This is a genomic window from Mucilaginibacter rubeus (assembly GCF_014643835.1).
Lineage (GTDB): Bacteria > Bacteroidota > Bacteroidia > Sphingobacteriales > Sphingobacteriaceae > Mucilaginibacter > Mucilaginibacter rubeus.
The window spans coordinates 130668-155555 of record NZ_BMKD01000005.1 but is presented as its reverse complement, the minus strand read 5'-3'; the positions used below and the strand labels follow the sequence as shown (position 1 = coordinate 155555).

30 protein-coding genes are annotated in these 24888 nt (G+C 41.3%); 13 read left to right on the top strand and 17 right to left on the bottom strand.

Annotated features, from left to right (window positions below):
* Positions 1 to 441 precede the first annotated feature (441 nt).
* Positions 442 to 1725, top strand: coding sequence for a glycosyltransferase family protein (locus IEX80_RS17530; protein WP_188833632.1), 1284 nt, complete (start codon positions 442 to 444; stop codon positions 1723 to 1725).
* Here IEX80_RS17530 and trmD read toward each other — a convergent pair.
* The 8 genes from trmD to IEX80_RS17490 form a co-directional block, all read right to left on the bottom strand.
* A complete protein-coding gene (gene trmD / locus IEX80_RS17525; protein ID WP_090532266.1) occupies positions 1722 to 2402 on the bottom strand; it encodes a tRNA (guanosine(37)-N1)-methyltransferase TrmD in 681 nt (226 codons plus the stop codon). The two genes, IEX80_RS17530 and trmD, sit on opposite strands and share 4 nt — an antisense overlap.
* A 106-nt stretch (positions 2403 to 2508) precedes the next feature.
* Complete coding sequence (locus IEX80_RS17520; RefSeq protein ID WP_188833631.1) at positions 2509 to 2880, bottom strand: VOC family protein; 372 nt, start codon at positions 2878 to 2880, stop codon at positions 2509 to 2511.
* Positions 2881 to 3032: 152 nt separating this feature from the next.
* Positions 3033 to 3422, bottom strand: coding sequence for a VOC family protein (locus IEX80_RS17515; protein WP_090532262.1), 390 nt, complete (start codon positions 3420 to 3422; stop codon positions 3033 to 3035).
* Positions 3423 to 3438: 16 nt separating this feature from the next.
* The gene (locus IEX80_RS17510) at positions 3439 to 3639 is read right to left on the bottom strand and encodes a helix-turn-helix transcriptional regulator (protein WP_090532259.1); all 201 of its coding nucleotides are present in this window, start codon (positions 3637 to 3639) and stop codon (positions 3439 to 3441) included.
* The gene (locus IEX80_RS17505; protein WP_090532257.1) at positions 3636 to 4073 is read right to left on the bottom strand and encodes a hypothetical protein; all 438 of its coding nucleotides are present in this window, start codon (positions 4071 to 4073) and stop codon (positions 3636 to 3638) included. Before IEX80_RS17505 ends, IEX80_RS17510 begins: the two co-directional genes overlap by 4 nt.
* 68 nt (positions 4074 to 4141) lie before the next feature.
* Positions 4142 to 4576, bottom strand: a complete 435-nt coding sequence (locus IEX80_RS17500; protein ID WP_090532254.1) for a hypothetical protein — start codon at positions 4574 to 4576, stop codon at positions 4142 to 4144.
* A gap of 154 nt (positions 4577 to 4730) precedes the next feature.
* Positions 4731 to 5258, bottom strand: a complete 528-nt coding sequence (rimM, locus tag IEX80_RS17495) for a ribosome maturation factor RimM (RefSeq protein WP_090532251.1) — start codon at positions 5256 to 5258, stop codon at positions 4731 to 4733.
* Positions 5259 to 5381: 123 nt separating this feature from the next.
* Positions 5382 to 5903, bottom strand: a complete 522-nt coding sequence (locus IEX80_RS17490) for a 30S ribosomal protein S16 (protein ID WP_090532249.1) — start codon at positions 5901 to 5903, stop codon at positions 5382 to 5384.
* Between the two features lie 231 nt (positions 5904 to 6134).
* On the opposite strand from IEX80_RS17490, the gene IEX80_RS17485 reads away from it, so the two are divergent.
* Positions 6135 to 6671 (top strand): 5' nucleotidase, NT5C type, encoded by a 537-nt coding sequence (locus tag IEX80_RS17485; RefSeq protein WP_188833630.1) that lies wholly within the window; start codon positions 6135 to 6137, stop codon positions 6669 to 6671.
* Between the two features lie 54 nt (positions 6672 to 6725).
* Complete coding sequence (locus IEX80_RS17480) at positions 6726 to 8078, top strand: PAS domain S-box protein (RefSeq protein WP_188833629.1); 1353 nt, start codon at positions 6726 to 6728, stop codon at positions 8076 to 8078.
* Positions 8079 to 8133: 55 nt separating this feature from the next.
* Here the strand turns inward: IEX80_RS17480 and pfkA are convergent, their stop codons facing one another.
* The 4 genes from pfkA to IEX80_RS17460 all read right to left on the bottom strand — a co-directional run bounded on the left by pfkA (position 8134) and on the right by IEX80_RS17460 (position 12279).
* On the bottom strand, positions 8134 to 9111 hold the full coding sequence (gene pfkA / locus IEX80_RS17475) for a 6-phosphofructokinase (RefSeq protein WP_090532241.1): 978 nt from the start codon (positions 9109 to 9111) through the stop codon (positions 8134 to 8136).
* Positions 9112 to 9256: 145 nt separating this feature from the next.
* Complete coding sequence (locus IEX80_RS17470) at positions 9257 to 11014, bottom strand: protein-disulfide reductase DsbD family protein (protein WP_188833628.1); 1758 nt, start codon at positions 11012 to 11014, stop codon at positions 9257 to 9259.
* A gap of 23 nt (positions 11015 to 11037) precedes the next feature.
* Positions 11038 to 11490 carry a protein-disulfide reductase DsbD domain-containing protein gene (locus IEX80_RS17465; RefSeq protein WP_188833627.1) on the bottom strand — a complete coding sequence of 151 codons (453 nt, stop codon included), beginning with the start codon at positions 11488 to 11490 and terminating at the stop codon, positions 11038 to 11040.
* A gap of 15 nt (positions 11491 to 11505) precedes the next feature.
* Positions 11506 to 12279, bottom strand: a complete 774-nt coding sequence (locus tag IEX80_RS17460; RefSeq protein ID WP_188833626.1) for a biotin--[acetyl-CoA-carboxylase] ligase — start codon at positions 12277 to 12279, stop codon at positions 11506 to 11508.
* 47 nt (positions 12280 to 12326) lie between these two features.
* On the opposite strand from IEX80_RS17460, the gene rsfS reads away from it, so the two are divergent.
* The 3 genes from rsfS (at position 12327) to IEX80_RS17445 (ending at position 15598) form a co-directional block, all read left to right on the top strand.
* Positions 12327 to 12701 carry a ribosome silencing factor gene (gene rsfS / locus IEX80_RS17455; protein WP_176625848.1) on the top strand — a complete coding sequence of 125 codons (375 nt, stop codon included), beginning with the start codon at positions 12327 to 12329 and terminating at the stop codon, positions 12699 to 12701.
* Between the two features lie 90 nt (positions 12702 to 12791).
* Complete coding sequence (gene ftsH / locus IEX80_RS17450; RefSeq protein WP_188833625.1) at positions 12792 to 14903, top strand: ATP-dependent zinc metalloprotease FtsH; 2112 nt, start codon at positions 12792 to 12794, stop codon at positions 14901 to 14903.
* A gap of 56 nt (positions 14904 to 14959) precedes the next feature.
* Positions 14960 to 15598, top strand: a complete 639-nt coding sequence (locus tag IEX80_RS17445; protein WP_188833624.1) for a LutC/YkgG family protein — start codon at positions 14960 to 14962, stop codon at positions 15596 to 15598.
* A 112-nt stretch (positions 15599 to 15710) separates the two neighbouring features.
* Here IEX80_RS17445 and IEX80_RS17440 read toward each other — a convergent pair whose 3' ends face one another.
* A complete protein-coding gene (locus tag IEX80_RS17440) occupies positions 15711 to 16796 on the bottom strand; it encodes a metallophosphoesterase (RefSeq protein ID WP_188833623.1) in 1086 nt (361 codons plus the stop codon).
* A gap of 150 nt (positions 16797 to 16946) precedes the next feature.
* Between IEX80_RS17440 and IEX80_RS17435 the strand changes: the two genes are divergently transcribed.
* The 6 genes from IEX80_RS17435 to IEX80_RS28005 all read left to right on the top strand — a co-directional run bounded on the left by IEX80_RS17435 (position 16947) and on the right by IEX80_RS28005 (position 21090).
* Entirely contained in the window at positions 16947 to 17318 is a 372-nt protein-coding gene (locus IEX80_RS17435) for a hypothetical protein (protein WP_176625840.1), read from the top strand.
* Between the two features lie 667 nt (positions 17319 to 17985).
* Complete coding sequence (locus IEX80_RS17430) at positions 17986 to 18816, top strand: sensor histidine kinase (protein WP_188833622.1); 831 nt, start codon at positions 17986 to 17988, stop codon at positions 18814 to 18816.
* Entirely contained in the window at positions 18782 to 19423 is a 642-nt protein-coding gene (locus tag IEX80_RS17425; protein ID WP_188833621.1) for a response regulator transcription factor, read from the top strand. Before IEX80_RS17430 ends, IEX80_RS17425 begins: the two co-directional genes overlap by 35 nt.
* A 29-nt stretch (positions 19424 to 19452) precedes the next feature.
* Entirely contained in the window at positions 19453 to 20523 is a 1071-nt protein-coding gene (locus IEX80_RS17420; RefSeq protein ID WP_188833620.1) for a PA0069 family radical SAM protein, read from the top strand.
* 48 nt (positions 20524 to 20571) lie between these two features.
* Complete coding sequence (locus IEX80_RS17415) at positions 20572 to 20757, top strand: hypothetical protein (protein ID WP_090532215.1); 186 nt, start codon at positions 20572 to 20574, stop codon at positions 20755 to 20757.
* 39 nt (positions 20758 to 20796) lie between these two features.
* On the top strand, positions 20797 to 21090 hold the full coding sequence (locus IEX80_RS28005; protein ID WP_188833619.1) for a type II toxin-antitoxin system VapC family toxin: 294 nt from the start codon (positions 20797 to 20799) through the stop codon (positions 21088 to 21090).
* On the opposite strand, the gene IEX80_RS17405 is transcribed toward IEX80_RS28005, so the two are convergent.
* From IEX80_RS17405 to IEX80_RS17390, 4 genes are all read right to left on the bottom strand, one after another.
* A complete protein-coding gene (locus IEX80_RS17405; protein ID WP_188833618.1) occupies positions 21064 to 21453 on the bottom strand; it encodes a ribosomal maturation YjgA family protein in 390 nt (129 codons plus the stop codon). The genes IEX80_RS28005 and IEX80_RS17405 overlap by 27 nt on opposite strands.
* 82 nt (positions 21454 to 21535) lie before the next feature.
* On the bottom strand, positions 21536 to 22279 hold the full coding sequence (locus tag IEX80_RS17400; RefSeq protein WP_090532210.1) for a zinc ribbon domain-containing protein: 744 nt from the start codon (positions 22277 to 22279) through the stop codon (positions 21536 to 21538).
* Entirely contained in the window at positions 22279 to 23376 is a 1098-nt protein-coding gene (locus IEX80_RS17395) for a Nif3-like dinuclear metal center hexameric protein (RefSeq protein WP_090532208.1), read from the bottom strand. Before IEX80_RS17395 ends, IEX80_RS17400 begins: the two co-directional genes overlap by 1 nt.
* Positions 23377 to 23408: 32 nt before the next feature.
* Positions 23409 to 23771, bottom strand: coding sequence for a TM2 domain-containing protein (locus IEX80_RS17390; protein ID WP_090532206.1), 363 nt, complete (start codon positions 23769 to 23771; stop codon positions 23409 to 23411).
* A 130-nt stretch (positions 23772 to 23901) separates the two neighbouring features.
* On the opposite strand from IEX80_RS17390, the gene IEX80_RS17385 reads away from it, so the two are divergent.
* Positions 23902 to 24885 (top strand): NAD-dependent epimerase/dehydratase family protein, encoded by a 984-nt coding sequence (locus tag IEX80_RS17385; RefSeq protein WP_090532204.1) that lies wholly within the window; start codon positions 23902 to 23904, stop codon positions 24883 to 24885.
* The last annotated feature ends 3 nt before the right edge of the window (positions 24886 to 24888 follow it).

Here is a 24888-nt window from a genome sequence, read left to right as displayed (position 1 = left end):
ACGACTAACACAGACAATGTCCTCAACCCGGTTGGGTGGGTTTTCTCAATAATTGTCAATGCAATTTTTATTGTTAGCTATCTGGTTAGGTTTTTCAGCGCGCCGTCCTTCGGCGCATTGATGATCGTTTATCCTGCTGCTTTTCTTGTTTGCAGCGTAAAAGGGTTAAGATTGATAAGGCATTTCGAATCATCGTATATTTCGTAATGCCATAAATCGGCTTTTTATTTTTCAATAATTCCCAGCACGGGTCTCTTCTCGGTGAAGTAAGCTATAAGTGTGTAGATCAGTCCAATTAAAAGCTGGTTAAATGCAAAATTGATGAGCGTATCGCTGCAGAGTGCGAGTGTTTATGGTTGCCTTTTAACAAAGCGTTGAATTTTGAATAATTATATCCGGAGATAGGCTATAAATTGGTATCATTGATACATGCCATATCATATGCGTTTTAATGTAAAGCAAAACCCCTATTTCCTGTTTTCACCGTTCCTTGTTTATTACGTTTATCGTGTATTGAAATTTAAATATCCTGTGTTGTATGGCGATGAGCCCAGGTACGTAGGTTTTGCATCTAACTTAATTCATGGTTTTTATTCGCCCCCCGCGCCTGATATCAATTTATGGAGTGGTCCGGGTTATCCTGTTGTACTCATGCCTTGTGCCGCCTTGCATTTGCCACTTATTTGGTATTCCTTATTAAACGCGCTTTTCTTTTACCTGTCGGTAGTGTTTTTTAATCAGGCCCTGCGTTATGTGGTTAAGGAAAAACTGGCGATGCTATTTGCCGTTATATGGGCATTTTATATTAATCTTTACCAGTTTTTACCCGCTATTTATACCGAGGTTTTTACTTCATTTTTAATAGTAAGTATTGTATACAGCATCACCTTGTATTATGTGAAACGTAAAACAAGGTACCTTGTACTTTCAGGTTTTCTGATTGGTTTCCTGGCCTTAACCAAAATCATTTTCGGTTATGTAATATTACTTTGTTTGATTATCTGTTTGCTGTTAAGTATCATAAAGGCGATAAGAATATCTTGTATTAATGCGGTATATATCTTCGCTATAGCCTTGCTTACCACGGTACCTTATCTTTCCTATACCCAACACCTTACCGGAAAGATTTTTTACTGGGGAAATTCCGGAGGGATGAGTTTGTACTGGATGAGTTCGCCTTATGATTTGGAATATGGCGACTGGAAGGCTCCCTATCTGTCTAACTCCATACTCCCGATGCCGTTTAAATCAACCGAAGGCGATTCGCTGCTGCAAGCAAATCATGCCAAAGAGATATCTTTTATCATGGCGCATCAAGGTGTTGAGCAGGATGAGCTTTTTAAAAAAGCGGCAATCAGGAATATTAAATCCGCACCTAAAAAATTTGTAAAAAATTACTTCTACAACATCTCGCGAATGCTTTTTGATTTTCCTTATTCATATACCTACCAGGTTACTCAAACAATAAGTAACATTATTACGGGATCCTTGCTTTTGTGGGCTTCCGTTATATGTTTAGTTATAAGTGTAATTAACCGAAAGCAGATCATCTATCCGGTTAAGCTAACAATGCTGCTTTTTACGGTTTACTTTTTGCTTAGCGGCTTTGCAAGTGCTTACGTGAGGCAATTAGACGTTGTGGTGCCGATACTGCTTTTTTGGATAGCCTGTACTATTGATAAACTTCCAAAAATGAGCCTTAAGTTTAAAGAAACGGCTGTTTAATCTTTATCCAAAAGATCCGGCCGTCGTGCTTTTGTGCGCTCTAATGCCTGCTCGTGGCGCCATTTTTCTATTTCGGGAGTATTACCTCCTAAAAGGATCTCGGGGACCTTGTGCCCGTTCCAGTCGGCCGGACGGGTATAAACAGGGGCATCCAGAAGGTCATCCTGGAATGAATCAGATAATGCGGATGTTTCATCACTCAACACGCCGGGGATTAGCCTTACTACGGCATCAACCAGTACGGCGGCGGGCAGTTCCCCGCCCGAAAGTACGTAATCGCCTATCGAGATCTCGCGGGTAACGTAAATGTCGCGGATGCGTTGATCGATACCTTTGTAATGACCGCAAAGGATAATGATATTTTTTTTGATGGAAAGCTGGTTAGCGATAGCCTGATTGAGGGTTTCGCCATCGGGCGACATGAAGATGATCTCGTCATAATCACGCTCTGATTTTAGCTTTTCGATGCATGCCGCAAAAGGTGGAATGGTCATCACCATACCGCTGCCTCCACCGTAAGGATAATCATCCACGCTTTTTTGCTTATTGGTGGCATAATCCCTCAGGTTATGAACAACAATTTCAGAAATCCCCTTTTTCTGTGCACGCTGTAAAATAGAATGTGCAAAAGGGCTTTCAAGCAAACTGGGCAATACAGAGATGATATCGAAACGCATATTTTCTTCAGACTCAGGATAAAAGAATCAGGATGCAAGATTACTGAAAAATGTCCTCTCTCCGAAATTGTCTTGATTCCTGAGTCGTGCAATCTTGCTTCAATGACTATCCTCTATGCTGATAAATTCCCCATAAATTACCCGCCGGGTCAGTAAAATGTGCGGTAATTTCCGGGAAATCCTTGCCAATTGGTTGAACAATGATACCTCCATTAGCCTCTATCAGCTTAAGTGTTGCTTCTGCATCATCAACCATAATAGAGATCAGCAACCCTGCTTTGCCCATCGGTTCGCGACCTGTTACCCACATACCGCTTACTTCGCTTACCCCGTCATCAAACGAGGCGGAGCCGTGATTATCCGTACGGATGTGCCAGCCGAAAACAGTTTCAAAAAACTTTGTGGATATGCTGATATCAGTAGCTGGAATCTCGATATAACATATTTTGCCGTTGCCGTAGGTGGGTTGCTTTGCCATGGGGTTATTGGGTTAAAGTTTTAAAATCTACGCAAAAATTATGTCATTGCGAGGAGAAACGACGTGGCAATCGCATGCTATACAGGGCGGCTATGCTTCCGTGCGGTTGCCGCGCTACGCTCGCAATGACATGGTTTATAAAAGTATTTTGTTTAAATAACCTTCTCAATCATCCACCGATGCCCGAAAGGGTCAATAAAGTCACCCTGGCGGTAACCATAGTCCCAATCTGTTACTTCCGAAGCTATTGTTGCGCCTGCCTGCCTCGCAGCTTCCATCACAGCATGCACATCATCAACAAAAAGACCGATGGTTACAGTGGTAGCCTTTGTAGTATCGGGGCAAAGCACAGCCGTTCGTTCGGTTTCTTCATGCAGGTGAAAAATAGTTCCGTCTATCGAAAGCTCCGATACATGGATGCTGCCATCATCATTGCTAAAACGCCTGAGTTCTACCGCGCCCAAAGCTTTAATGTAAAAGCTGATATCGGTTACACCATGCGGAATGGCTAACTGCGGTGCGAAGCTTGGTTTTGTTGCCATGGTTATATTGGTTTAATTAATCCTCTTCGTCTAACGAAAAAATATCTTCAACAGGTTTGCCAAATACACGGGCTATTTTTAAAGCCAGCACGGTAGATGGCACGTACCTGTTGCTTTCGATGGTATTGATGGTTTGCCGCGACACCCCGATAAGCTCTGCAAGCTCGGCCTGGGTTATGTTTTTGATGGCGCGCTCAACCCTAATGTTATTTTTCATGCCTGCCCCTCTTCCTTATTGATGAGGCGGTTGTTCTGAAAAATTTTCCACCTGAAACGCACAATGAAAAACACAAGCGGTACCAATAAATTTAAAAACAAAATATGTTCGGTGTCTTTACTTAATATTAAACTCACAACCAAAAGTATATAATTTACATAAATGGCCCATTGCAATGAGTCGAGCCGGAGTTTAAAGATCTGTTCGTCTTCAATGCGTTCTTTTGCGAAAGCGATAAAGAATAAACCTATGGCCATGAGCAGTGTGGTAGTCATGAAAAAGATATGATGGCTGTTAAACAGGTCGTCGCTTACAGGTTCTTCATGCATGCTAAAGCCCATCTCTTTTTTAAACATTACGATGGGGATATGGATCAGGAAAAGTGCAAGTCCCAAATATCTAAACCAGTGCGGAAATAAGAAGTGTGATTTCATGATTGTAAAGTTTGCTCGAAACACAGGATGGCTGTATTCTGAATTTTTCTTATTGAATCAAGTATAGTTTAATTTGATTCTTTTGCGAGGCTTCTATTTAATAAAAAAACCTTCCATCTAAACCGGATGATAAAGAATATCAAAGGAGTAATGACATTGTAGGCTACAATTTCGAGAAATTTAAAGCCATGTATCAAAACGACTAAGATCAGAAAAAGGCAATAGTTTACATATATCGCCCATTGTAATGAGTCCAATCGCAGCTGTGAAATATGCTCATCTTCATCTTTTTCTTTGGAGAAAGCTATAAGCAATAATCCGATGATAACGATGATAATATTAAAGTCGTTTGTGATATTCATCCAGATATTGGGAGTATCTCCTGTTTGGGCGAAGCCCTGGGGATAAATAAATTTTAAAGCAACGGCTTTTAATATATCTATGACAAAACACAAGTAACCGATTAGCCGACAATAATGCGGAAATAAAAAGCGTGATTTCATAATTGTAAAGTTTGGCTTACCAAAAGTAAAATAAACTTTACAAATGTCAAATATTTTTGACAAGTATTTTTTAAAATTCCGTTAAAAAAAAATGCCCGTGAGACGGGCATGAGGGAATCTTATTTCTTTAATCTAAAAGCCTTTACTCTCAAACTTAACCGTCCAGGTAAATATCCAGCAACCCTTCGGGCAGGTCAATGTAAATCTCACCGCCTTCAACATCAATACCTTTAATGATCTCTAAGTTAAGCGGGAAAAGTACTTCCTTATTTTTGTATTGAACTGTGGCTATCAATTGCTGGGGATATTCCTGCACCGATAATATTTCGCCCAGTTCACCGTGGGTTTCATCTATAGCAATAAAGCCTTCCACGTCATTCAGGGTAAATTCGCTCTTTTTCTTTTTAGGTTTTAGCTTACCTGGCAGGTAGATATCCCGCTTTACCAGGGTTGATGCTTTTTCAATGGTATCAACATCTTCCAGGTTTAAGTAGGCGTTGTTTTTTTGCAGGTACTTTATTGATGATACAAAATAAGGGATCATTTTACCCGCAATGTCAATAAACACCGCGTTAAATTTAATGGCTTCAATGCCATCAAAATCAACGTAGATCTGTAGCTCGCCCTTTAAGCCTTTGGTTTTTAGGACGCTGCCTATCCTGAAATGCTCTTCGGTTTTCATTTAAAAATATAATTAAACAATAATGGCGAAGCTGTTTGCCTCGCCATTATTCGGATTTAAGAAATCAAACGTATAGATTCAAGATAAATTACTTTTCCTGCGTTCTGTACGCTTTTTTCAAAATTATTCTGCGCTTTCAGTTTCTTCAGTTGCTGCATCTTCTGCAGGAGCTTCTTCTTCGGCAACAGGAGCGTTTTTAGCAGCAATAGCAGCAGCTTTTTCTTCGCTCTTTTTAGCTTCGGCAGCTAAAGCGGCTTTACGGGCTTCGTCTTTAGCAACATTAAGGCTGGTTTTTTTACCGGTGATTTTGCTGTCTTTCTGGTCAAGCCACTCAGCAAATTTAGTTTCAAGTTGCTCTTCGGTTAAAGCACCTTTTTTAACACCGCCTTGTAAGTGTTTTTTGTACAGCACACCTTTGTATGAAAGGATAGCACGACAAGTATCGGTAGGCTGGGCACCGTTGTTAACCCAATCTAAAGTTTTGTCGAAATTGATGTCAATAGTTGCGGGGTTGGTGTTTGGGTTGTATGAACCTAAACGCTCAATGAAGCGTCCATCACGTGGAGCGCGTGAGTCTGCTACTACGATGTAATAAAAAGGTTTGCCTTTTTTACCGTGTCTTTGTAGTCTGATCTTAGTTGCCATTGTAAATTTTTATGTATTCAACATTATCCCCGGAGTTCTTTCTGCGGGGATGCAAAGGTATTAATTTTTATCATAATTAAAAATGGTTGATAATTAATTATTTATGGTTGAAGTGAATGGTTGATTGGGTTGACTGCTGAATGGTTGTTTTTGCAGGGCATGATTTGGTTTATTCAGCTGTTTTTTAAACTTAACATTGCAATAATTTAAAAAAATCGGAACTTACCCGCCATGAGCATTAACAGAAAAATACGGATAGCTATTGATATGGATGAAGTTATTGCCGATACCATTGGCAAATTCATCAGTATGTATAAAGAACGGCATGGCGAAGAAATAAGCCTGGGCAATATGGAAGGTAAGGAGTTTAGGGAGATCCTGCCGCCGCACTTAAGCGAAACCTTGCGGGTTTATATTAATGAACGGGGCTTTTTCAGGGATATCCCGGTAATGCCGGATGCACAGGAAGTAGTGAAGGCCCTGCACGAAAAGTACGATGTGTACATAGCATCGGCTGCTATGGAGTTCAAGTACTCGCTGGAGGATAAGCAGGAATGGCTGGAAGAACATTTTCCATTTATTTCGTGGACAAACATTATTTTTTGCGGGCACAAGATTTTGGACGCGGATATCATGATAGATGACCGGATCAAAAACTTCGCCACCTTTAATGGCCGGAAGATCCTGTATACCTCACCGCATAACATGATGCTTACCGACTATGAGCGGGTAAATACCTGGAAGGAAGTTGCAGCGAAATTATTGTAGTTGTTTGTTTATCATGTAAATAGCCATATCTTTAAGTATTCACAGCTTTTTTATATGTTTAACCCAAACCCGGCTGCAACCGGAAATTGTACAATTGTTTTTGATATCGATGAACAGAAATACCTGTTTGTAAGTGAAAGCTTTTACAGCCTTTTTGAAGTAGGCGCTGATCACCTTCGTCAAAATGTTGATTTTTTGATTGGACTGGTAAAAGGTGAAACGTTTGCCGGTGTAAAGCAACTTACTGAAGGGCTTGCTATGAACGAGTCGATCCAAATAACTTATCACCTGGAGGCCAGCCAAAAGCAGCTAACCGAAAAACGGACACTTGCTACTGATGGGCTCACCAGTCATAAAATCATATTAAGTAACATTACCTCTGCCCTGGAAGGTGTACGTACCCCGATCCCTTTTATCAAACCCGGGCTAAGCGAGCAGTTCCTCAATTCGCTTATTGATTCGCAAACAAATTTCCTGGTACGGATAGATATTAATGGCAGATTTAGCTTTGCTAACCGCAGGTTTTTTAAAACCTTCGGTTATGATGAGGCTGACATAGTAGGTCATCACTTTTCAAAAACAACCATTCCGGAAGATGCGCAGCTGTGCCAGGAGGCTTTTGTGGAATGTATTAATAATCCCGGCAAGATCGTCAGGCTCGCTCACAAAAAGCCTGCTAAAAATGGGAGCCTGCATGATACCGAATGGGAGTTTGTATCCATCGCCGACGATAACGGAATGGTAGTTGAAATACAGGGCATAGGCAGGGACATTACATCTCAAATGCAAATGCGGGAAGAGGCTTTGCATATGAAAGACAGCCTTGAAGCATTGATCAATAATACCCGTGACCATATCTGGTCGGTTGATAAGGAGTTGCGTTATTTGTACATGAACCAGGCCTATGTTGAGCAGGTGACTCATTTAACGGGCCAAAAACCTTTTAAAGGTGAATACTCCTATAAACATCAGGGCTTTGGCAAGCAATTAATTGACGACTGGACTGTTTACTATAACCGTGCTTTAAGCGGAGAAAGGTATGATATTATCAGTGAAAGCATCGATCCGGTAAATGGGCAGCGTTTGTATTATGAAGTTAATTTTAATCCTATTTACACCGCTGCAGGCGATATAATAGGTGCAGGTTGTTTTGGTCATGATATTACCGAAAGGCTCAAAATACAGAAAGAACTCGTGAGTCAGAACGATCGTTTAAGAAATGTTGCTTCTTTAAGCTCGCACGAGCTGCGCCGGCCTGTGGCAAGCATGCTTGGGCTTATCAGCTTAATGGACCATGAAGATTTTTTTAACCCCGAAAACAAGGAGATCATAGCGCACCTGTTTACTGTGAGTGCTGAAATTGATACAGCGATAAGGCTTGTTGTTGACAGTACTATTGCCAAATAAAATAGCCCCGGCTTGATTAAGACGGGGCTGTTTTTATTTATCGTTTTAGCTTAAATTACATAGAAAGCATTTCAACCAGTTTAATCATGTTTGGATCAATGCCCTGGTGGTGTTTAATAGCATGCTCAAACGGGGTATAAGCAATTTCACCATTGATAAGGCCTATCATTTCGTTGCGGTGCCCATCTCTTAAAGCTTCAACTGCGGCAGCGCCGACACGGCTTGCCAATACCCTGTCCATACAGCTTGGCGCACCGCCGCGTTGTATGTGACCTAAAATAGAGATCCGGGTATCATAATTAGGGAACTTTTCCTGCACTAACCTGCCCACTTCAAACGCGCCCCCCGCATCTTCACCCTCGGCAACAATTACTATACGCGATGTTTTATCTTTACGGCCAAATTCAAGGCGGTTTAACAAACCTTCGAGCCCGGTTTTGCTTTCGGGGATCAGGATAGCCTCGGCACCGGTAGCAATACCGGTACGTAAAGCGATAAGGCCCGAGTCGCGGCCCATTACTTCAACAATAAATAAACGGTCGTGTGATTCTGCAGTATCCCTGATCTTGTCAACAGCGTCAACAACAGTGTTAATGGCGGTATCGTAACCAATGGTAAAATCGGTGCCTACAAGGTCATTGTCAATTGTACCTGGTAGGCCAACCACCGGAATATCATATTCGCTGCCAAAAACTTTAGCGCCGGTAAAAGTACCATCGCCGCCAATGGCTACCAATGCGTCAACTTTATTTTTTACCAGGTGCTCATATGCTGCCTTACGACCTTCGGGGGTTCTGAACTCATCACACCTTGCAGTTTTAAGGATTGTACCACCACGCTGGATGATGTTTGAAACGGATTTACGGTTCATGGTAAAAAAATCACCTTTGCCCATGCCGTCGTAACCACGGCGGATCCCCGTGACTTCAATTCCGTAATACATGGCGGCACGTACCACCGCCCTTATGGCAGCATTCATTCCGGGGGCATCACCACCTGAAGTAAAAACGCCGATATTTTTGATCTGAGTCATTTTTTTGTTTTGTTATGAACAGGCTAACCTATTCATAACTAATTAGGGTTGTAAATATTGTTCATTATTCAAACGCCGCGCCTAACCAATAAAACGCGGAATTTGAATTTTGCGCGAATTTACACTTATTTTTTTAACCCGATCTCTATTTTTTGTAAGCGGCTATGCCACTGTCTAAAAATTTAAGATAGCTGGCTATGTCATAATTTGCAGGTGACGGTGCAATTTCTGCACCTGACGCATCTTTAAGTAGGTTGCCATTGCTGTCGAGCATTACATATAACGGTTGAGAATTTGCATTGAAAGTACCCGCTTCTAAATCGCTCCATTTACCGCCCAGGGTTGTGATTTTCTTGCCACTATATTTTGATGTGAATTGTTCGGCAGCCGGTAACTCGGCTTTGTCATCAACAACCAGTTGCAACAGCACAAAATCATTTTTAATGCGGCTAAACACCTGCGGATCTGACCATACGTTGGCTTCCATTTTACGGCAGTTAACACAGTTAAAGCCAGTAAAGTCAATGAGTATCGGTTTATGCAGGGCCTTTGATACCTGTAAAGCTTGATCATAATCATACCATGCATCCAACCCTTTGGTTTTGATGCGGGTATAGTTGGCAGCATACTTGCGTTCGCCAATGCTCGCGGGTATGGCCGCTGATGGACTTGCTGTTGATGAACCAGAACCATCAGGAATAGCTGACAGGTTAAAATCCTGGGTAGCCTCCGGAGGTAAAAACGCACTAATGGATTTTAAAGGCGCACCCCACAAGCCCGGGATCATATAAATAACAAACGCAAATACGATTATAGCCAGGAACGTGCGCGGAATAGTAAGGAATTTTACATCGCTATCATGCGAAAACTTGATCTTGCCAATCAGGTAAAGCCCGATCAGTAAGCCAATGGCTATCCACAACGATAAAAATATTTCCCGGTCAAACCAGTTCCAGTGATAAGCCAAATCAACGTTTGATAAAAACTTCAAAGCAAATGCCAGTTCAAGGAAACCCAATACAACTTTAACGCTATTAAGCCATCCGCCCGATTTAGGCAGGGTTTTCAGTGCCGAAGGGAATAAAGCGAATATGGTAAAGGGCAGTGCTAAAGCCAGAGAAAAGCCGAACATGCCCATTGCCGGGCCAAGGCGATCACCTTTTGAGGCTGCATCAACCAGCAATGTTCCTATAATAGGGCCTGTACAGGAAAACGAAACAACAACCAATGTTGAAGCCATAAAGAAGATGCCTGCAAGGCCACCTTTATCCGAATTTGCATCCAGCTTATTGGCCAGCGAACTTGGTAGTGTGATTTCAAACGCGCCCAAAAAGGAAATACCAAAAACAATGAGCAGCAGAAAGAAGAATATATTAAATATGCCATTCGTGGCCAGTTCATTAAGCGCGTCCGAGCCAAAAATGATAGAAATCAGCAAACCTAACGTAACATAAATTACAATGATTGATACCCCATATATAAGCGATTGCATAACAGCTTTGCTCTTGCTGCCGCTTTTTTTGGTAAAAAAGCTTACGGTTAAGGGCAGTAAAGGATAAATACATGGCAAAATTACCGCGGTGAAACCGCCAAGTAACCCCTCAATAAAGATTTGCCAAAGTGATTTTGGCTTTTCTGCTGTTTTTGAAGCAGCAGCAGGCGCTTTTGATGCCTTTGCCGCTTCTGCCTTTTTTACCGAATCGGCTTGCTTTTTCCTGATAGCTAAGCTATCGGCAGCAGTGGGAATATCCGTAAATGTAACATCGGCAGCTGACACAGAAGTGTCGGCTGCTTTTTTTTGCACAGCATAAGCAGGGTTTGCTCCGGTTATGTTAAAAATAATGAGGGTAATTAATGTGATAAGCCCGGCGCGCAGGTAAGCACCTTTATTTAATAATTTCATGACTACTGTTAAGGTGTGCTGAATTATTTACCTAAAGGGATAGTGAAATCAACATCTTCCGGTGGCAGGCATTTCATATCGTTACAGGTCATGTAGGTTAGTTTGCCAGTAACTGCTGTTGCTTTGGGCGATTTTAAACTGATTTTTTGGCTAAAAACAACTTCCTTTTCAAAATAGCTTACATTCATGCTGAATGATTTTTCGTATTTGGTTACCGGCGTAGGCTCGGTAGTTTTGCCAACGGCAGCATATAATTTTGATGGGGTAAAATCAAATGAAGTTTTTATTGGGCCGCCGTCTTTTACGGTTTGTGAGTAAATGTGCCAGCCGCTTTGTATCGTTGCTTTTAAAAATACTACAGCTTCTTTTTCATTTACCTTTTTTGCCGCGTATGACCACCTCACCGGCGATTCGATCTGAGCGTAAGCGCCAACGCTGATGATAAGCGCGGTTACCAATACCAATAGTTTCTTCATTTGTGCTTTACTTTATTATTTATTAAAAAATTTCAATTCTTTAAGGTTAAACTCTAATTGCTGTCCGTTAGTATCTTCAATAACCAGCAAGCCATTTGGCAGTACATTTTTTACAATGCCATTGAACTGCTCGCTGTTTGACTCAAAACTTTTAACCTCGTTTAACCAGTATAGTCGGCTTAAGTAAGTATTCCTTACAAAATCAATTTGTCCGGCCTTCAGTTTCAGGTAGTATACTTCAAGCTTTTTGCAAATTTCCGATAATAACAGTGTTAAATCATAATCCTTTTGTAAGATTTGTTTTACAGAGGTGGCATTTGAGGCGCCGGGCGGAAAATTTTCCTGGTTTATGTTCAATCCTATGCCAATAACCGAGTCTTTGAGCTGCCCGCCCTGTATAGTATTTTCGATGAGCATGCCACCCAGTTTCCTGTCGGCATAGTAAATGTCATTAGGCCATTTTATTTTTAGCTCATCACCTAATAATAGATGCAGGGCATCATACACCCCTAAACTTACCGCGCGGTTCAAATCAAACTGGGCATCAACAGGTAAAAAATGGGGTTTTAATAAAAGGCTGAACGTAAGGTTTTTTCCGGGTTCGCTATGCCAGGTATTTTGTTGCTGGCCCCGGCCGGCGTATTGCTCTTCTGCCATAATGACCGTACCTTCGGGTACTGGCTTGGAATTTGACAGTAGATTTTTAAGAAAACTATTTGTTGAGTCAACTTGTTTAATTGTTACTAAATTTTGACCAACAAATAATCCTGAAAATATGTTATTTTGCAAAGTGTAATAATTTTATACTCAAAAACGTTCAAAACTAATTCTTTTTGATGGTAAAAAACAAAGTGTTAAGTGAATCTGCCTATATTTCAGAGTTGGCAATACATGGTATCCAGGAAAAAAAAGGCAATGATATTATTAGGTTAGACCTTCGTAATATATTCAGTTCGGTATCAGATTATTTCGTGATCTGTCATGCTGATTCGTCGACACAGGTAAAAGCTATAGCAAATAGCATTGAGGATGAAATTTTCAAAGCCACCCAAGCCGAGCCCTGGCGCAAAGAGGGAATTGAGCATGGCGAGTGGATATTGCTTGATTATGTGGATGTTGTGATCCATGTGTTCAGGACCGATAAACGTGAGTTTTATGGAGTGGAAGATTTGTGGGGCGATGCAGATATTAAATATTATAAAAGTGCATAAACATCCGTCACAAAAAGGCTCAACGCATAGTCTTACTGTTACCGCGTAAAATTTAAATTATAGATTGTAAGTTTGAGCTCGTAAAAAGAAATGAAAGATATTAAAGATTCTAAATCAGAAAATCCAAGACCTATCCGTAAAATTGTGAACAAGAAGCCCTCGCCAAAACCGCCCAAGTTCAATATCATGTGGCTATATGGTATTGTTATTTTGGCCTTTTTACTGATTCCGGCCTTGTTAAACGGCGGATCGGGCAAACCGGTTACTTTCCAGGAATTTGAAGCAAACATGCTTCGTACAAATGATGTTCAAAAAATTGTAGCTTATAAAAGCGGTGACCTGGTAATGGCCGATGTTTACATTAAACAGCAAAGTTTGTCAAAACCATATTTTGTTAATAACACCTCTAAAGAAAAAAACTTTTTTAATACCAGTACCAACAGCGGTCCGCAGTTTACTTTTACAGATGCCTCTTATGAAAGCCTGAAAAAGTCTATCGCCGATGCTCAAAAAGATGTACCTGATGATCAAAAAGTATCTTTACAATTTGAACAGGGACATGAAAGCCTGTTATCAAACTGGTTGGTACAAGGTGTTATCATGGTGATATTGTTTGCCGGCGTGTGGATCTTTATCATGCGCAGGATGAGCGGTGGTTCGGGCGGTGGTCCGGGCGGCCAAATCTTTAACATCGGTAAATCAAAAGCTACCCTGTTTGATAAAGAAGCCCAGGTAACCGTTACATTTAATGATGTTGCCGGTTTGGAAGAAGCCAAACAAGAGGTAATGGAAATTGTTGATTTCCTTAAAAATCCGAAGAAATATACTAACCTGGGTGGTAAAATTCCTAAAGGCGCGCTATTGGTAGGTTCGCCAGGTACCGGTAAAACCTTATTGGCCAAAGCTGTTGCAGGCGAGGCGCAGGTACCTTTCTTCTCGCTTTCAGGATCAGACTTTGTGGAGATGTTTGTAGGTGTAGGTGCATCACGTGTACGTGATTTGTTCCGCCAGGCTAAAGACAAAGCTCCTTGTATCATATTTATTGATGAAATTGATGCTATCGGTCGTGCCCGTGGTAAAAATAATATCGTAGGCGGTAATGATGAGCGCGAAAACACCCTGAACCAATTGCTGGTTGAAATGGATGGTTTCGGTACCGATTCGGGTATCATCATCTTGGCTGCAACTAACCGCCCTGATGTACTGGATTCAGCGTTATTGCGTCCGGGACGTTTCGACAGGCAGGTATCTATCGATAAACCGGATTTGATTGGTCGTGAGCAAATTTTCAAAGTTCACCTGAAACCAATTAAATTATCTGATGGTGTTGATGCCAAGAAATTATCGGCACAAACCCCTGGTTTTGCCGGTGCTGAAATTGCCAACGTTTGTAATGAGGCTGCGCTGATTGCTGCCCGTAAAAACAAGGAGTCGGTTGATATGACCGATTTCCAGGATGCTATCGACCGTGTTATTGGTGGTTTAGAAAAGAAAAACAAGATCATCTCTCCTGAAGAGAAACGCATTGTTGCTTACCACGAAGCTGGTCACGCTATTGCAGGCTGGTTCCTTGAACATGCCGATCCTTTGGTTAAGGTATCAATTGTGCCTCGTGGCGTCGCTGCGTTAGGTTATGCCCAATATCTGCCAAAAGAGCAGTTTTTGTACACTACCGAGCAATTGCTTGACGAAATGAGTGTATCTATGGGCGGTCGTGTTGCGGAGGATATCGTTTTCGGTAAAATTTCTACCGGTGCACTGAGCGATTTGGAGCGTATCACCAAACTTGCTTATGCCATGACCAAAATTTATGGTATGAACGATAGTGTTGGTAATGTATCATTCTATGATCCGCAGGGCGAGTACCAGTTTAACAAACCATACTCAGATACTACTGCCGAAATGATTGACGCTGAAGTACGAAAGCTGGTTGATGTGGTTTATCAAAAAACCAAAGACTTGCTGAATGCTAAACGTGATGGCCTTGAAAAGATAGCTCAGAAACTATTGGAAAAAGAAGTTCTTTTCCAAAGTGATCTGGAAGAAATTTTGGGTAAGCGTCCGTTTGACGAGCGCACAACTTATGATAAGTTTGTAAACGGTGAAGCCGCGTTAAATCCGGATGTGGATAACAATGCTATTCCAGACTCGCTGACTAATCCTGAACTTTCAAGAATAGAAAGCGAAGATCCGAAACTTTAATTTTTAAATTATAATACAAAGCCACCGGCAAAGCTGGTGGCTTTTCTTTTTTAGCCATGAGGGATATCACTACATCAAAAGAAAAACTGCTTAAAAAAATCAGGAAAGCACTTTTGGAGAAAAGGGATAACCCATACCCTCAACTGGAAGACCAGCCCCTTTATCCTGCAACGGATGAAATGCCCGAGGTAGTCTTCGCCGAACAGTTTACCAAGGTAGCAGGCCAGTTTGTTTTTTGTGAGGATGAGCTGCAATTTATTGAAAACCTGCTTACCCTTGCCGAAGAACGTAAATGGCACAAAATTTACTGCTGGGAACCTAAGTTGCAGGAGATCCTGAACCAGTTTGAATACCCGCACTACGAAACCGATAAAGACTTTGAACAAGCCGAAGTTGGTTTTACTCTTTGCGAGGCTTTGATTGCCCGTAACGGAAGCATCCTGCTTTCAAACGGTAATATGGCCGGCCGCAGGTTAAGCATCTATCCATCGGTGCATATTGTACTGGCTTATACTTCGCAAATGGTTATGGACTTAAAAGATGGTTTTAAACTCATCAAAACCAAATATGGCAACCAACTGCCATCTATGATCAGCACGGTAACCGGCCCAAGCCGTACTGCTGACATTGAAAAAACTCTGGTATTAGGCGCCCACGGCCCTAAAGAGCTTTTTGTTTTTATGCTGGAAGGGTGACCGCTGATTTTTTTGATTACGATGATTTTTCTGAACCATGATTTTTAGGATTGGAGGATTGGTCGGATTTTTCTGCTGTCTGATTTTTTACCTTTCGCCTTTTACCTTCACCTTAAAATAGTTCCTCCAAACCACATTCCTCCAATACTATTCGTTCACTTTGATTTAGCTTGTTGTATTCCCATTTTACGAGGCGGATGTGGCCGTCTGAGATTTCAATGCCTGTTATATCGCCGTCATCATAACAACAGCAACCGCTATTGAAATAGCTTGGGTTGCATGCGCTAAAATCGGGAGCCACATCACCCTTCACTTGCCGATTAACGATCTGTTTATTTAGTTCATCGGCCAGGTTATCGTCTCCGGCTTTCCTTGCTTTCGCGATATCGTTATACAGTTTTTCGAGATGGGTTAATGACCTGAATACCGGTTGATGTGTGTGCCCGGTTATTAGCAGCGTGTTTTTTTGCCTCTGGCTCCATTCATACATAATGCGGTTATGATCTGTTTTGAGCAAGTCGTTATTTGCCGGGGTATTAATATTAACCTTCAGATATGCCTGGAAAGGTGCCCATACATTGGATACAAACCATTTACTGAACCAGTTGCCATCGCTTTGCAAATCGCCCTGGTGGCCATGCGTCATGAATATATTCAGTGGTTTATCATTAACGGTTGTTTGTAGTACCGCTCCTTCATAGATCTTAATTACTTCATCATAAATTTGCTTTAATCCAACTGCCGCTAAAGGGTCATTGTCCCAAAACAGATCATGATTGCCAAATATTTTCATGAATTCTTTACGTTGTATGAACCGTTTTTCGCTTTCAAATGTGGCTTTGTTGTGCTTTTTTATGGTGATGAATAAGTTTTCCCAAAGCTCCTCGCTGTCGCCAAGATTGATGTAGAAAAATTGTTGGCTGTAGTAATAATCAAGTGCTGTAAGGTAGTTCTTCTCGGCGAGGGCGAAAATGTCCATATCATCACGGGCGCCCTTGTGTTGATCAGAAAAGATAATGAATTTACCTTTTTCTGCATCAAAGGGTATTAAAAGGCCTTTTTTACCCGACCCGGTTAGCAGGCTTTTGTATAACCGGTTCAATGATCTGTTAACCCGCTTCTTATCCGGTCGTGACGAGAGCCTGTCGGCCAACCGGGTAACCGGCTTAGTTAACAGTTTTTGTAAAAACTTACGCATGACTTTTTAACGTATGATATAGTGTATTGTGTTTTAAGTTGACAGTTACTTTTACCGTGTTTAAACGGGATGTAATACAGTGAAATAACGGATAGGTTGTTTTATTATAATTAGTTAGATTAGGCCTGATTTAAAGACACCCTAAATTATATGGAACCTATTGACTTAAAAACAGCCAGGGAAATGGTAGCCCGCTATAAGCAAACCCGAAAAGCGGTTATTGACAAACATCATGAGGTTAATGATACCGAATCTACATGGCTCCCGATAGACAAACTGAAGGAGTTTATTAATAATCTGCCGCCGGAAGCTACTGGAGTGAGGATACATTTTGGAGTGCATGATGCGGATCATAAAAATGCACCGCATCAAACATCGGTTGCCATAGTTGGTACAGTGGCAGGGAAAGGTGTGGATCAGCATATAGATGCTATACAGAGTGATGATGTGGCAAGCCTGGCGGTAAGTGGGTTAGCTGCTTTAAAATCAAGCAAGGATTGCCCGCCGACATGTCAATCCTGATAAATTTGTAAGCTGCATGAATGCTATTATATATTATTTTAGCGTTCATGCTTGATTCCCTTTATTATGTGATGTTTGTAGTGGCTTTTATATGTTGTATATTCACATATAAGTCGCTTGACAAAAATTTTAAATGGTTTTTGCCTTTCTTAGCTTTTGGGGTATTTTATAATTATCCGGCTATTTTTCAACTGCTTATTATTAACCATACCAACGCCTGGTGTAATAACTTCAATGACATACTGGAGTTTATTTGTTATACAATGTTCATCATGTCATTTGATGATCGGACAAAACGAAAAAAGTTTGTATATATAGCTGCGGGTGTTATTGTTGGGTTAACGCTTATTGATATATTTCTCATTCAGGGTTTTTGGCATAGAGCAACTATCGCGATAGTTATACAGAATATATTTGGCCTTTGGCTTGTTTGTGATTATTACTATAGATTATTGAATGATGATAATGACGAATACATAGAATTAATATCACACCCCCCGTTTTTGGCGATAACGGGGATTTTTTTCTATTATTTGGCAATGACATTTTATTACTCTTGTTTCAGCTTCATGGTGTATAAAAACAATTATCATTTTTATCTGATAGCAATGACATTGTTAGATCTTAACTCATTAATGCTATACGGCCTATTTTCATTTTCCTTTATATGCTTTTTCAGGAAGAACAATTTATCCTCATAATAATAGCGGGTACTGCTTTATTGCTTCTGTTAGGGGTGTTCATGGTTAGCTTTATGCTCATGTACCAAAAAAAGCAGAACAAAAACCTGCTTGAGCGCGAAAACCTAAAGGCCTCATTTAAGCAGGAAATGCTTAAAACGCAGATAGAGATTCAGGAGCAAACGCTTAACGATATAAGCCGTGAGATCCATGATAACATTACACAGGTTTTATCATTTGTGAAATTGAACCTGGGCCTGCTTAACAATAGCCTTGATGATGAAAAAAAAGCCCGTGTAAATGAGAACCGCGAACTGGTTTCGCAAACCATTAATGATTTGAGGCACCTTTCAAAAAGCATGAGCTTTGAGCATATCAGCTCACAGGGGCTTATAAAAACCCTCGAAACCGAAACCGAACGTTTAACCCGCAGCGGTATCATCAATGTTATTTTTGCCGTTGAAGGTGATGTATATAGTTTAGGCGAGCAGCGCGAACTGGTGATATTCCGGATCTTCCAGGAAGCGGTAAATAATACTTTGAAATACGCTAAGGCAGCTAACCTTAAAATCGGTTTGTATTATACTGCACAAATGTTTAATTTGCTCATCGAAGATGATGGTGCTGGTTTCAATACCGAAAAGGTTGATAATAAGGGCGGTTCGGGATTGCGGAACATTGAAAACAGGGCAGCTTTAGTAGGCGCGGACGTAATTATTGCCAGCTCGCCTGGTAAGGGTTGCCAGATAAAATTGTCGTTCAATCCCCTGGTACAACAAATTTATGCTAAAGGAACCCATTCAAATAGCCTTAGTTGATGATCATAAACTCTTCAGGAGCGGTATGGCTGCTCTTGTCACCAATTTTAAAAGATACAATATACTATTTGAGGCCGCAAACGGTCAGGAACTAATTGATACGATAAGCAAAGGCATAGTCCCTGATATTATACTGTTGGATATCAGCATGCCGGTTATGGATGGGGTTGAAGCTGCACAGGTGCTGCGGGCCAAACATCCCGGTGTCAGGATTATTATTTTATCCATGTTCGAAGATGCCGAAAAGGTGCTGATCATGGTAAAAATGGGTGTAAAAGGCTACCTGCTTAAAGATTCGGAGCCGCATGAAGTTGAAGACGCCCTTTTGAAAGTTGCGCAGGGAGAGCTTTATTACCCCGAGTTTGTAACCCGTCATCTGATCACTAACTTTAACAGTAAGTTAGAAAACATAAAGCTTAATCCCCGCGAGATCGAGTTCCTTCGTCTTACCGGTACCGAACTTACTTATAAAGAAATTGCCGAAACCATGAACATCAGCGTGCGCACCGTTGATAGCTATCGCGACCAGCTTTTTGAAAAACTCCAGATCAAAAGCCGCGTAGGGCTGGTTTTGTATAGCATAAAAAATAAACTGATTGAATTGTAATTTGCTAATAAATTTAGCAAATTTGTTCGATGTCACATGAGGAAAATCCGGATTTTTTTAAAGGACGAGGGGCGCAGGTAAATACGCACAATAAGTTTCTGAAAAACAAGTATGTACTTGATCATATCGAGGGTATTGACGAGCCTTTGCTTGAAAATAGCAACACGCAGCTTTTTGAAGAAACTCCAAAAAAAATAGTAAGCGAATCCAATAGTCCCGATCTGAGCCATATGTACTCGATCAACCCGTACCAGGGTTGCGAGCATGGCTGCATTTACTGTTATGCACGTAACACCCATGAATATTACGGTTTTAGCGCCGGGCTCGATTTTGAACGCAAGATCATCATTAAACCTAATGCCCCCCAGTTGCTTGAGCAATATTTCAACAAAAAAAATTATAAGCCCGTTTGCATCATGCTATCGGGCAATACGGATTGCTATCAGCCTGTTGAACGTAAGCTCGGTATCACCCAGGCGTTGCTTGAGGTTTTCTGGAAGTATAAAAACCCGGTTAGCATCATTACCAAAAACAATGTGATACTGCGCGATATCGACTTGCTTGCTGATATGGCTAAGCTGAACCTGGTGCATGTAAATGTTTCTATTACCTCGCTTAACGAGCAGCTGCGCCAAAAACTGGAGCCACGTACAGTAACTGCAACCGGCAGACTGGCGGTGGTGCAGAAGCTATCAGAAAGGGGCATTCCGGTACGGGTAATGGCTGCTCCTATTATCCCGGGTTTAAACAGTAATGAAGTGCCTAATATCATTAAAGCTGCCGCCGACAGAGGCGCTTTAGCCGCCGGTTTTACCATGGTGAGGCTCAATGGCAGCATAGCCGAAATTTTTAGCGACTGGATCTACAAGGCTTTTCCAGATCGCGCCGAAAAGGTATTGAATATGATCCGCTCGACACATGACGGCAAGTTGAATGATAGCGATTACGGTCGCCGGATGAGCGGCGAGGGCAAGGTAGCCGAATCCGTTCACCAGATGTTTAAAATGGCTTGCAAACGCTTTATGAGCGATAGGCAGATGCCAGAATATGATTATAGTTTATTTGTACCAAGGAAAGGGAAACAGACGAGTATGTTTTGAAGAGGATATTTATGTAAAAAACATTAAATTTGTTATGAAAGGATTGATATGGTATTGGTATTAAAAAAGGGAGCATCCAAAAAGGATATAGAGGCTATTGAAAAGGCGCTTTATAAGGAAGCCCCATCTATGGGTTTCGACGCAAAAAAATACAATGGAAAAGTACCATTAAAAGAAGATCCATTGACCATTCAAACTAAATTAAGAGATGAGTGGGAAAGAAATATTAGTTGATATGAACATTATATTGTACTTGCTGGATGGGAAAAGTTATTGCAGGGTAAGCAGATCTATATTTCATTTATAACCGAGCTGGAATTAATAGGATTTAAAAACCTTTCAGATCGCGATGAAAAACAAATACACAGCTTATTAAGTGATTGTTCAATTATTCAGATGAATAACAAATTGAAAGAACAATACGTAACAATAAGAAAAAAATATAGTTTAAAACTACCAGATGCTATCATAGCGGCAACAGCCATTTCATTCAATCTGCCGTTTATAACATCTGATAAACAATTCAAAACTATAAATAAGCTAAAGCTTGTTTCTTATGAGATTTGAATTTTTTAACCCTAAGCCGTCAACCCCAACGCCTATCCCCACCCCAAAAACATAACACAACAAATCGCCCCACAAAAAGCCCTCACCTAAAACGAGCCTGCCAAACAGGGTATGCCTCAGGTCATTTATCCAGGGCGCTTTATAAAGCTGGCTAAACTCTATCACGAAGCAAAACGCCAACGCAGCTACAACAGTAAACATACGGGGCTTGCTAATAAACAGGAACCGCATAATAAAGTAAACCATGGCAGCCCATAAAATATCGCCAATAAATAAAGGGATAAATTTAAAGTGACGGGATAGCAAGCCGAAGATAATGGTTGCTATTGTTAATATAAAGTAGGTTATCCTGGTTTTAGGCATAAAATAAATATCGGCTAAATAAATGCAACAAAAAAGGCACCCATTGGGCGCCTTTGATATATTTAACTTTATAAATGGTTGCTTATGCTTCTTCAGCTTCTAAAGCCATTTGCTCGTCAACAAGGATACGTCCGCAATGCTCGCAAACGATGATCTTTTTACGCTGACGGATGTCTGACTGGCGCTGAGGCGGGATTTGGTTAAAGCAACCAGAGCATGAATCACGCTGGATAGTTACAACCGCAAGACCGTTTTTTGCGTTTTGACGTAAACGGGTGTAAGCAGTTAATAAACGCTCTTCGATGTTATCCATAGCTTTTGCAGCCTGGGCATTCAACTCGGTTTCTTCTTTTTCAGTTTCGGCAGTAATGGTGCCTAATTCTTCTTTCTTGGCGTCAAGGTCGGCCTGGCGGGCTTCCAGATCGGCCAATGCTTTTTCGTAAACCTGGGTTTTGTTGGTGATTTCGAAGCCGTATTCGCGAATCTTCTTTTCACTTACCTGTATATCTAAGCCCTGGATCTCAATTTCTTTTGAGATTGCATCATATTCGCGGTTGTTTTTAACCTCGTTAAGCTGGCCTTCGTATTTTTTGATGTTTGCCTGAGCTTCTTTGATCAGGTTTTTACGGGTAACTATGTCATCTTCCACATCGTCAAGTTCACCTTTGATCTTTTGGATGCGGGTTTCAAGGCCTGCAACGTCGTCCTCAAGGTCGGCAACTTCCATTGGCAATTCGCCCCTTACCTGGCGGATCCTGTCAATCTTGGTGTGGATAGTTTGTAGTTCGTATAAAGCTTTAAGCTTTTGTTCTACGGTTTGTTCCATTAAATAAAATATTTGACGGGGTTTGTATTTACTTCTGTTAAACGGACGGCAAAGATAGGGAATTTTTTTCTAATTATTTCATACAATAATTGCTGCGTAAATTGTTCACTCTCAAAGTGTCCGATATCTGCAATAACTATCTTTCCTTCGGCATCAAAAAACTCATGATACTTGTAATCGGCCGTGATAAAAACGTCGGCTCCTGCGGCTATGGCATGCTTTAGCAAAAAGCCCCCCGAACCGCCGCACACAGCTACTTTTTTAACGTGTTTGCCCAATAATTTAGTATGCCGTATCACATGCGTGCGCATCTTATCCTTTACATGAAGCAGGAAACTTTCTTCATTAAGCGGCATTTCCAACTCGCCTATCATACCCGAGCCTACCTGCTGGTGCTGGTTGGTTAAATTGTAAAGATCATAGGCAACTTCTTCATACGGATGGGCCAGGATCAAAGCCATCAGGATCTTGCTCTCCAAATTGGCCGGATACACCGTTTCAATGCGGATCTCATCTTCCTTGTGGCGTTTGCCAATTTCGCCCACATAAGGGGTTGCGGCATCATTGCCTTTAAATGTCCCTGTTCCCTGTGCATTAAAACTAACCTCGCTGTAATTGCCAATGTTGCCTGCTCCTGCATTAAACAAAGCATCGCGTACAGTGTCGGCATGGTTTAGCGGAACGTAAGTAACCAGTTTTTTGATCAGGTTATGTTTGGGCAGCAGTATTCGGCTGTTTTTTAAACCCAAAGTTTCACAGATACGGGCATTAACACCGGTCATGATGCTATCCAAATTGGTGTGAATAGCGTATATGGCAATACCTTTACGAATAGCTTTTTCAACTACCCGTTCCACATAGGTTTTGCCGTTGAATTTTTTTAACCCCTTGAAAACGATAGGGTGGTGCGATATGATCACCTGGCAGCCGGTAGCAATAGCCTCATCAACCACAGCTTCGGTACAGTCAAGAGAGATCAGGGCCTGGCTTACCTCCTGCTCCGGGTTGCCAACTATCAGGCCAGAATTGTCATAATCTTCCTGATAGTTGAGCGGTGCGAGGCTTTCAAGGTAAGCGGTTAGGGCAGATAGTTTCATTAAGTTTTTTTAGAGATAAATAGCCGCTTTGTTTAGCTGCTCATTTTAGCCATTTGGTAGCTTTCATAAGCCATATTCTTATTATACTCCAAAGTTATCGACTTATTGTTGATCAAATCCACAATAGTGCCAATCCAGCAAAAGCCTACTGTTAGCAAATAAACAATACCCATCCCAATCTGGCCTAATACAAAGCGCTGAATGCCGGCAAAACCTACAAAACCAAGCAAGGTAAACAACAATATATCCTGCGAGTTTTTGCGCTTATTGCTGTAAACCATGTAAAAATATTTTTTCTGGCTTTCTGTAAGATCGGGGGTGGCGTGCTGTAAAAATCCCAACTCTTCCGGCGAAAAACCGGCAAACGTACTATGCGGGTCCTGGTACATGTTCATATAGGTAAGGCTTATTAAAAAGTAATAAGCCAAATTTAAATATTTACCGCATTAAAACTATAGGTTAAAAATGATTTAAAAATTCTTTTCCATACATAGGGGTAAACAATAGTGAGGTTGTAATACCTGTATGAAAGTTTTAGTAACCGGGGCAACAGGGTTTATTGGCAGGCAGCTCACGTTATCGCTGGCTATGCAGGGCTATGATGTTAAAGCCTTATGCCGTAATACCGATCACCCTTATTTAATAGAGCATAAAAATATCGAACCGGTTACCGGCAATATCCTGTACCGGCAAAGCCTGGGCAGGGCAATGCAGGGCTGCCAGCAGGTGTATCATACAGCCGCCATGGCCAAAATGTGGTGCCGTAACCCCGATGATTACCATGAAACCAATGTTGTTGGTACCCGTAACGTGCTTGAAGTTGCGGCAGGTGCCGGTGTACAGAAAATAGTTTACACCTCAACCTGCGGTGTTTGGGGCCCAACAGTAAAACATCCCATGAGCGAGAATGATCCAAGAATAGCTGGTTTCCCCATTGCTTACGAGCGTACCAAATACCTGGCCGAGCTTGAAGTGCAAAATTTTGCAAAGCAGGGAGGGATTTACATCGTTACAGTAAATCCATCACGCGTATATGGCGAAGGGCCTGTTACCGAAAGTAATACAGTAGGTAAAATGGTTTCGGCCTATTTACGCGGCAAATGGCATTTTATTCCTGGCAATGGCGAACAGGTAGCCAATTATGCTTTTTTAACCGATGTGGTTGATGGACATTTGGCGGCTATGAATAATGGAACCAGCGGCGAACGCTATATTTTAGGCGGAGAGGATATTAGTTTTAATGATTTTTTCAAAACAGTACATCAGGTATCAGGTAAACAACATCGTCTCATTCATCTGCCGTTAAAGACTATTGAATTTTATAGCCATTTTGAAAAGCTTAAATCACAGCTTACCGGGCTGCGCCCTTTCTTTTTGCCTGAGTTTGCCGAACGTTTAAAGTATGATCAAAAATACAGCAGCAATAAAGCCATAACGCAGCTTGGTTACCGGATAACCCCTTTTACAGAGGGGATGCATAAAACCATTAATTACCTTCAACAAGCCTGAAGC

Excerpts from the sequence above, each read along its gene's own strand:
- IEX80_RS17530 (WP_188833632.1), top strand. The coding sequence starts at position 442 with ATGCGTTTTAATGTAAAGCAAAACCCCTATTTCCTGTTTTCACCGTTC.
- trmD (WP_090532266.1), bottom strand. The coding sequence starts at position 2,402 with ATGCGTTTCGATATCATCTCTGTATTGCCCAGTTTGCTTGAAAGCCCT.
- IEX80_RS17520 (WP_188833631.1), bottom strand. The coding sequence starts at position 2,880 with ATGGCAAAGCAACCCACCTACGGCAACGGCAAAATATGTTATATCGAG.
- IEX80_RS17515 (WP_090532262.1), bottom strand. The coding sequence starts at position 3,422 with ATGGCAACAAAACCAAGCTTCGCACCGCAGTTAGCCATTCCGCATGGT.
- IEX80_RS17510 (WP_090532259.1), bottom strand. The coding sequence starts at position 3,639 with ATGAAAAATAACATTAGGGTTGAGCGCGCCATCAAAAACATAACCCAG.
- IEX80_RS17505 (WP_090532257.1), bottom strand. The coding sequence starts at position 4,073 with ATGAAATCACACTTCTTATTTCCGCACTGGTTTAGATATTTGGGACTT.
- IEX80_RS17500 (WP_090532254.1), bottom strand. The coding sequence starts at position 4,576 with ATGAAATCACGCTTTTTATTTCCGCATTATTGTCGGCTAATCGGTTAC.
- rimM (WP_090532251.1), bottom strand. The coding sequence starts at position 5,258 with ATGAAAACCGAAGAGCATTTCAGGATAGGCAGCGTCCTAAAAACCAAA.
- IEX80_RS17490 (WP_090532249.1), bottom strand. The coding sequence starts at position 5,903 with ATGGCAACTAAGATCAGACTACAAAGACACGGTAAAAAAGGCAAACCT.
- IEX80_RS17485 (WP_188833630.1), top strand. The coding sequence starts at position 6,135 with ATGAGCATTAACAGAAAAATACGGATAGCTATTGATATGGATGAAGTT.
- IEX80_RS17480 (WP_188833629.1), top strand. The coding sequence starts at position 6,726 with ATGTTTAACCCAAACCCGGCTGCAACCGGAAATTGTACAATTGTTTTT.
- pfkA (WP_090532241.1), bottom strand. The coding sequence starts at position 9,111 with ATGACTCAGATCAAAAATATCGGCGTTTTTACTTCAGGTGGTGATGCC.
- IEX80_RS17470 (WP_188833628.1), bottom strand. The coding sequence starts at position 11,014 with ATGAAATTATTAAATAAAGGTGCTTACCTGCGCGCCGGGCTTATCACA.
- IEX80_RS17465 (WP_188833627.1), bottom strand. The coding sequence starts at position 11,490 with ATGAAGAAACTATTGGTATTGGTAACCGCGCTTATCATCAGCGTTGGC.
- rsfS (WP_176625848.1), top strand. The coding sequence starts at position 12,327 with ATGGTAAAAAACAAAGTGTTAAGTGAATCTGCCTATATTTCAGAGTTG.
- ftsH (WP_188833625.1), top strand. The coding sequence starts at position 12,792 with ATGAAAGATATTAAAGATTCTAAATCAGAAAATCCAAGACCTATCCGT.
- IEX80_RS17445 (WP_188833624.1), top strand. The coding sequence starts at position 14,960 with ATGAGGGATATCACTACATCAAAAGAAAAACTGCTTAAAAAAATCAGG.
- IEX80_RS17440 (WP_188833623.1), bottom strand. The coding sequence starts at position 16,796 with ATGCGTAAGTTTTTACAAAAACTGTTAACTAAGCCGGTTACCCGGTTG.
- IEX80_RS17435 (WP_176625840.1), top strand. The coding sequence starts at position 16,947 with ATGGAACCTATTGACTTAAAAACAGCCAGGGAAATGGTAGCCCGCTAT.
- IEX80_RS17430 (WP_188833622.1), top strand. The coding sequence starts at position 17,986 with ATGCTTTTTCAGGAAGAACAATTTATCCTCATAATAATAGCGGGTACT.
- IEX80_RS17425 (WP_188833621.1), top strand. The coding sequence starts at position 18,782 with ATGCTAAAGGAACCCATTCAAATAGCCTTAGTTGATGATCATAAACTC.
- IEX80_RS17420 (WP_188833620.1), top strand. The coding sequence starts at position 19,453 with ATGTCACATGAGGAAAATCCGGATTTTTTTAAAGGACGAGGGGCGCAG.
- IEX80_RS17415 (WP_090532215.1), top strand. The coding sequence starts at position 20,572 with ATGGTATTGGTATTAAAAAAGGGAGCATCCAAAAAGGATATAGAGGCT.
- IEX80_RS17405 (WP_188833618.1), bottom strand. The coding sequence starts at position 21,453 with ATGCCTAAAACCAGGATAACCTACTTTATATTAACAATAGCAACCATT.
- IEX80_RS17400 (WP_090532210.1), bottom strand. The coding sequence starts at position 22,279 with ATGGAACAAACCGTAGAACAAAAGCTTAAAGCTTTATACGAACTACAA.
- IEX80_RS17395 (WP_090532208.1), bottom strand. The coding sequence starts at position 23,376 with ATGAAACTATCTGCCCTAACCGCTTACCTTGAAAGCCTCGCACCGCTC.
- IEX80_RS17390 (WP_090532206.1), bottom strand. The coding sequence starts at position 23,771 with ATGAACATGTACCAGGACCCGCATAGTACGTTTGCCGGTTTTTCGCCG.
- IEX80_RS17385 (WP_090532204.1), top strand. The coding sequence starts at position 23,902 with ATGAAAGTTTTAGTAACCGGGGCAACAGGGTTTATTGGCAGGCAGCTC.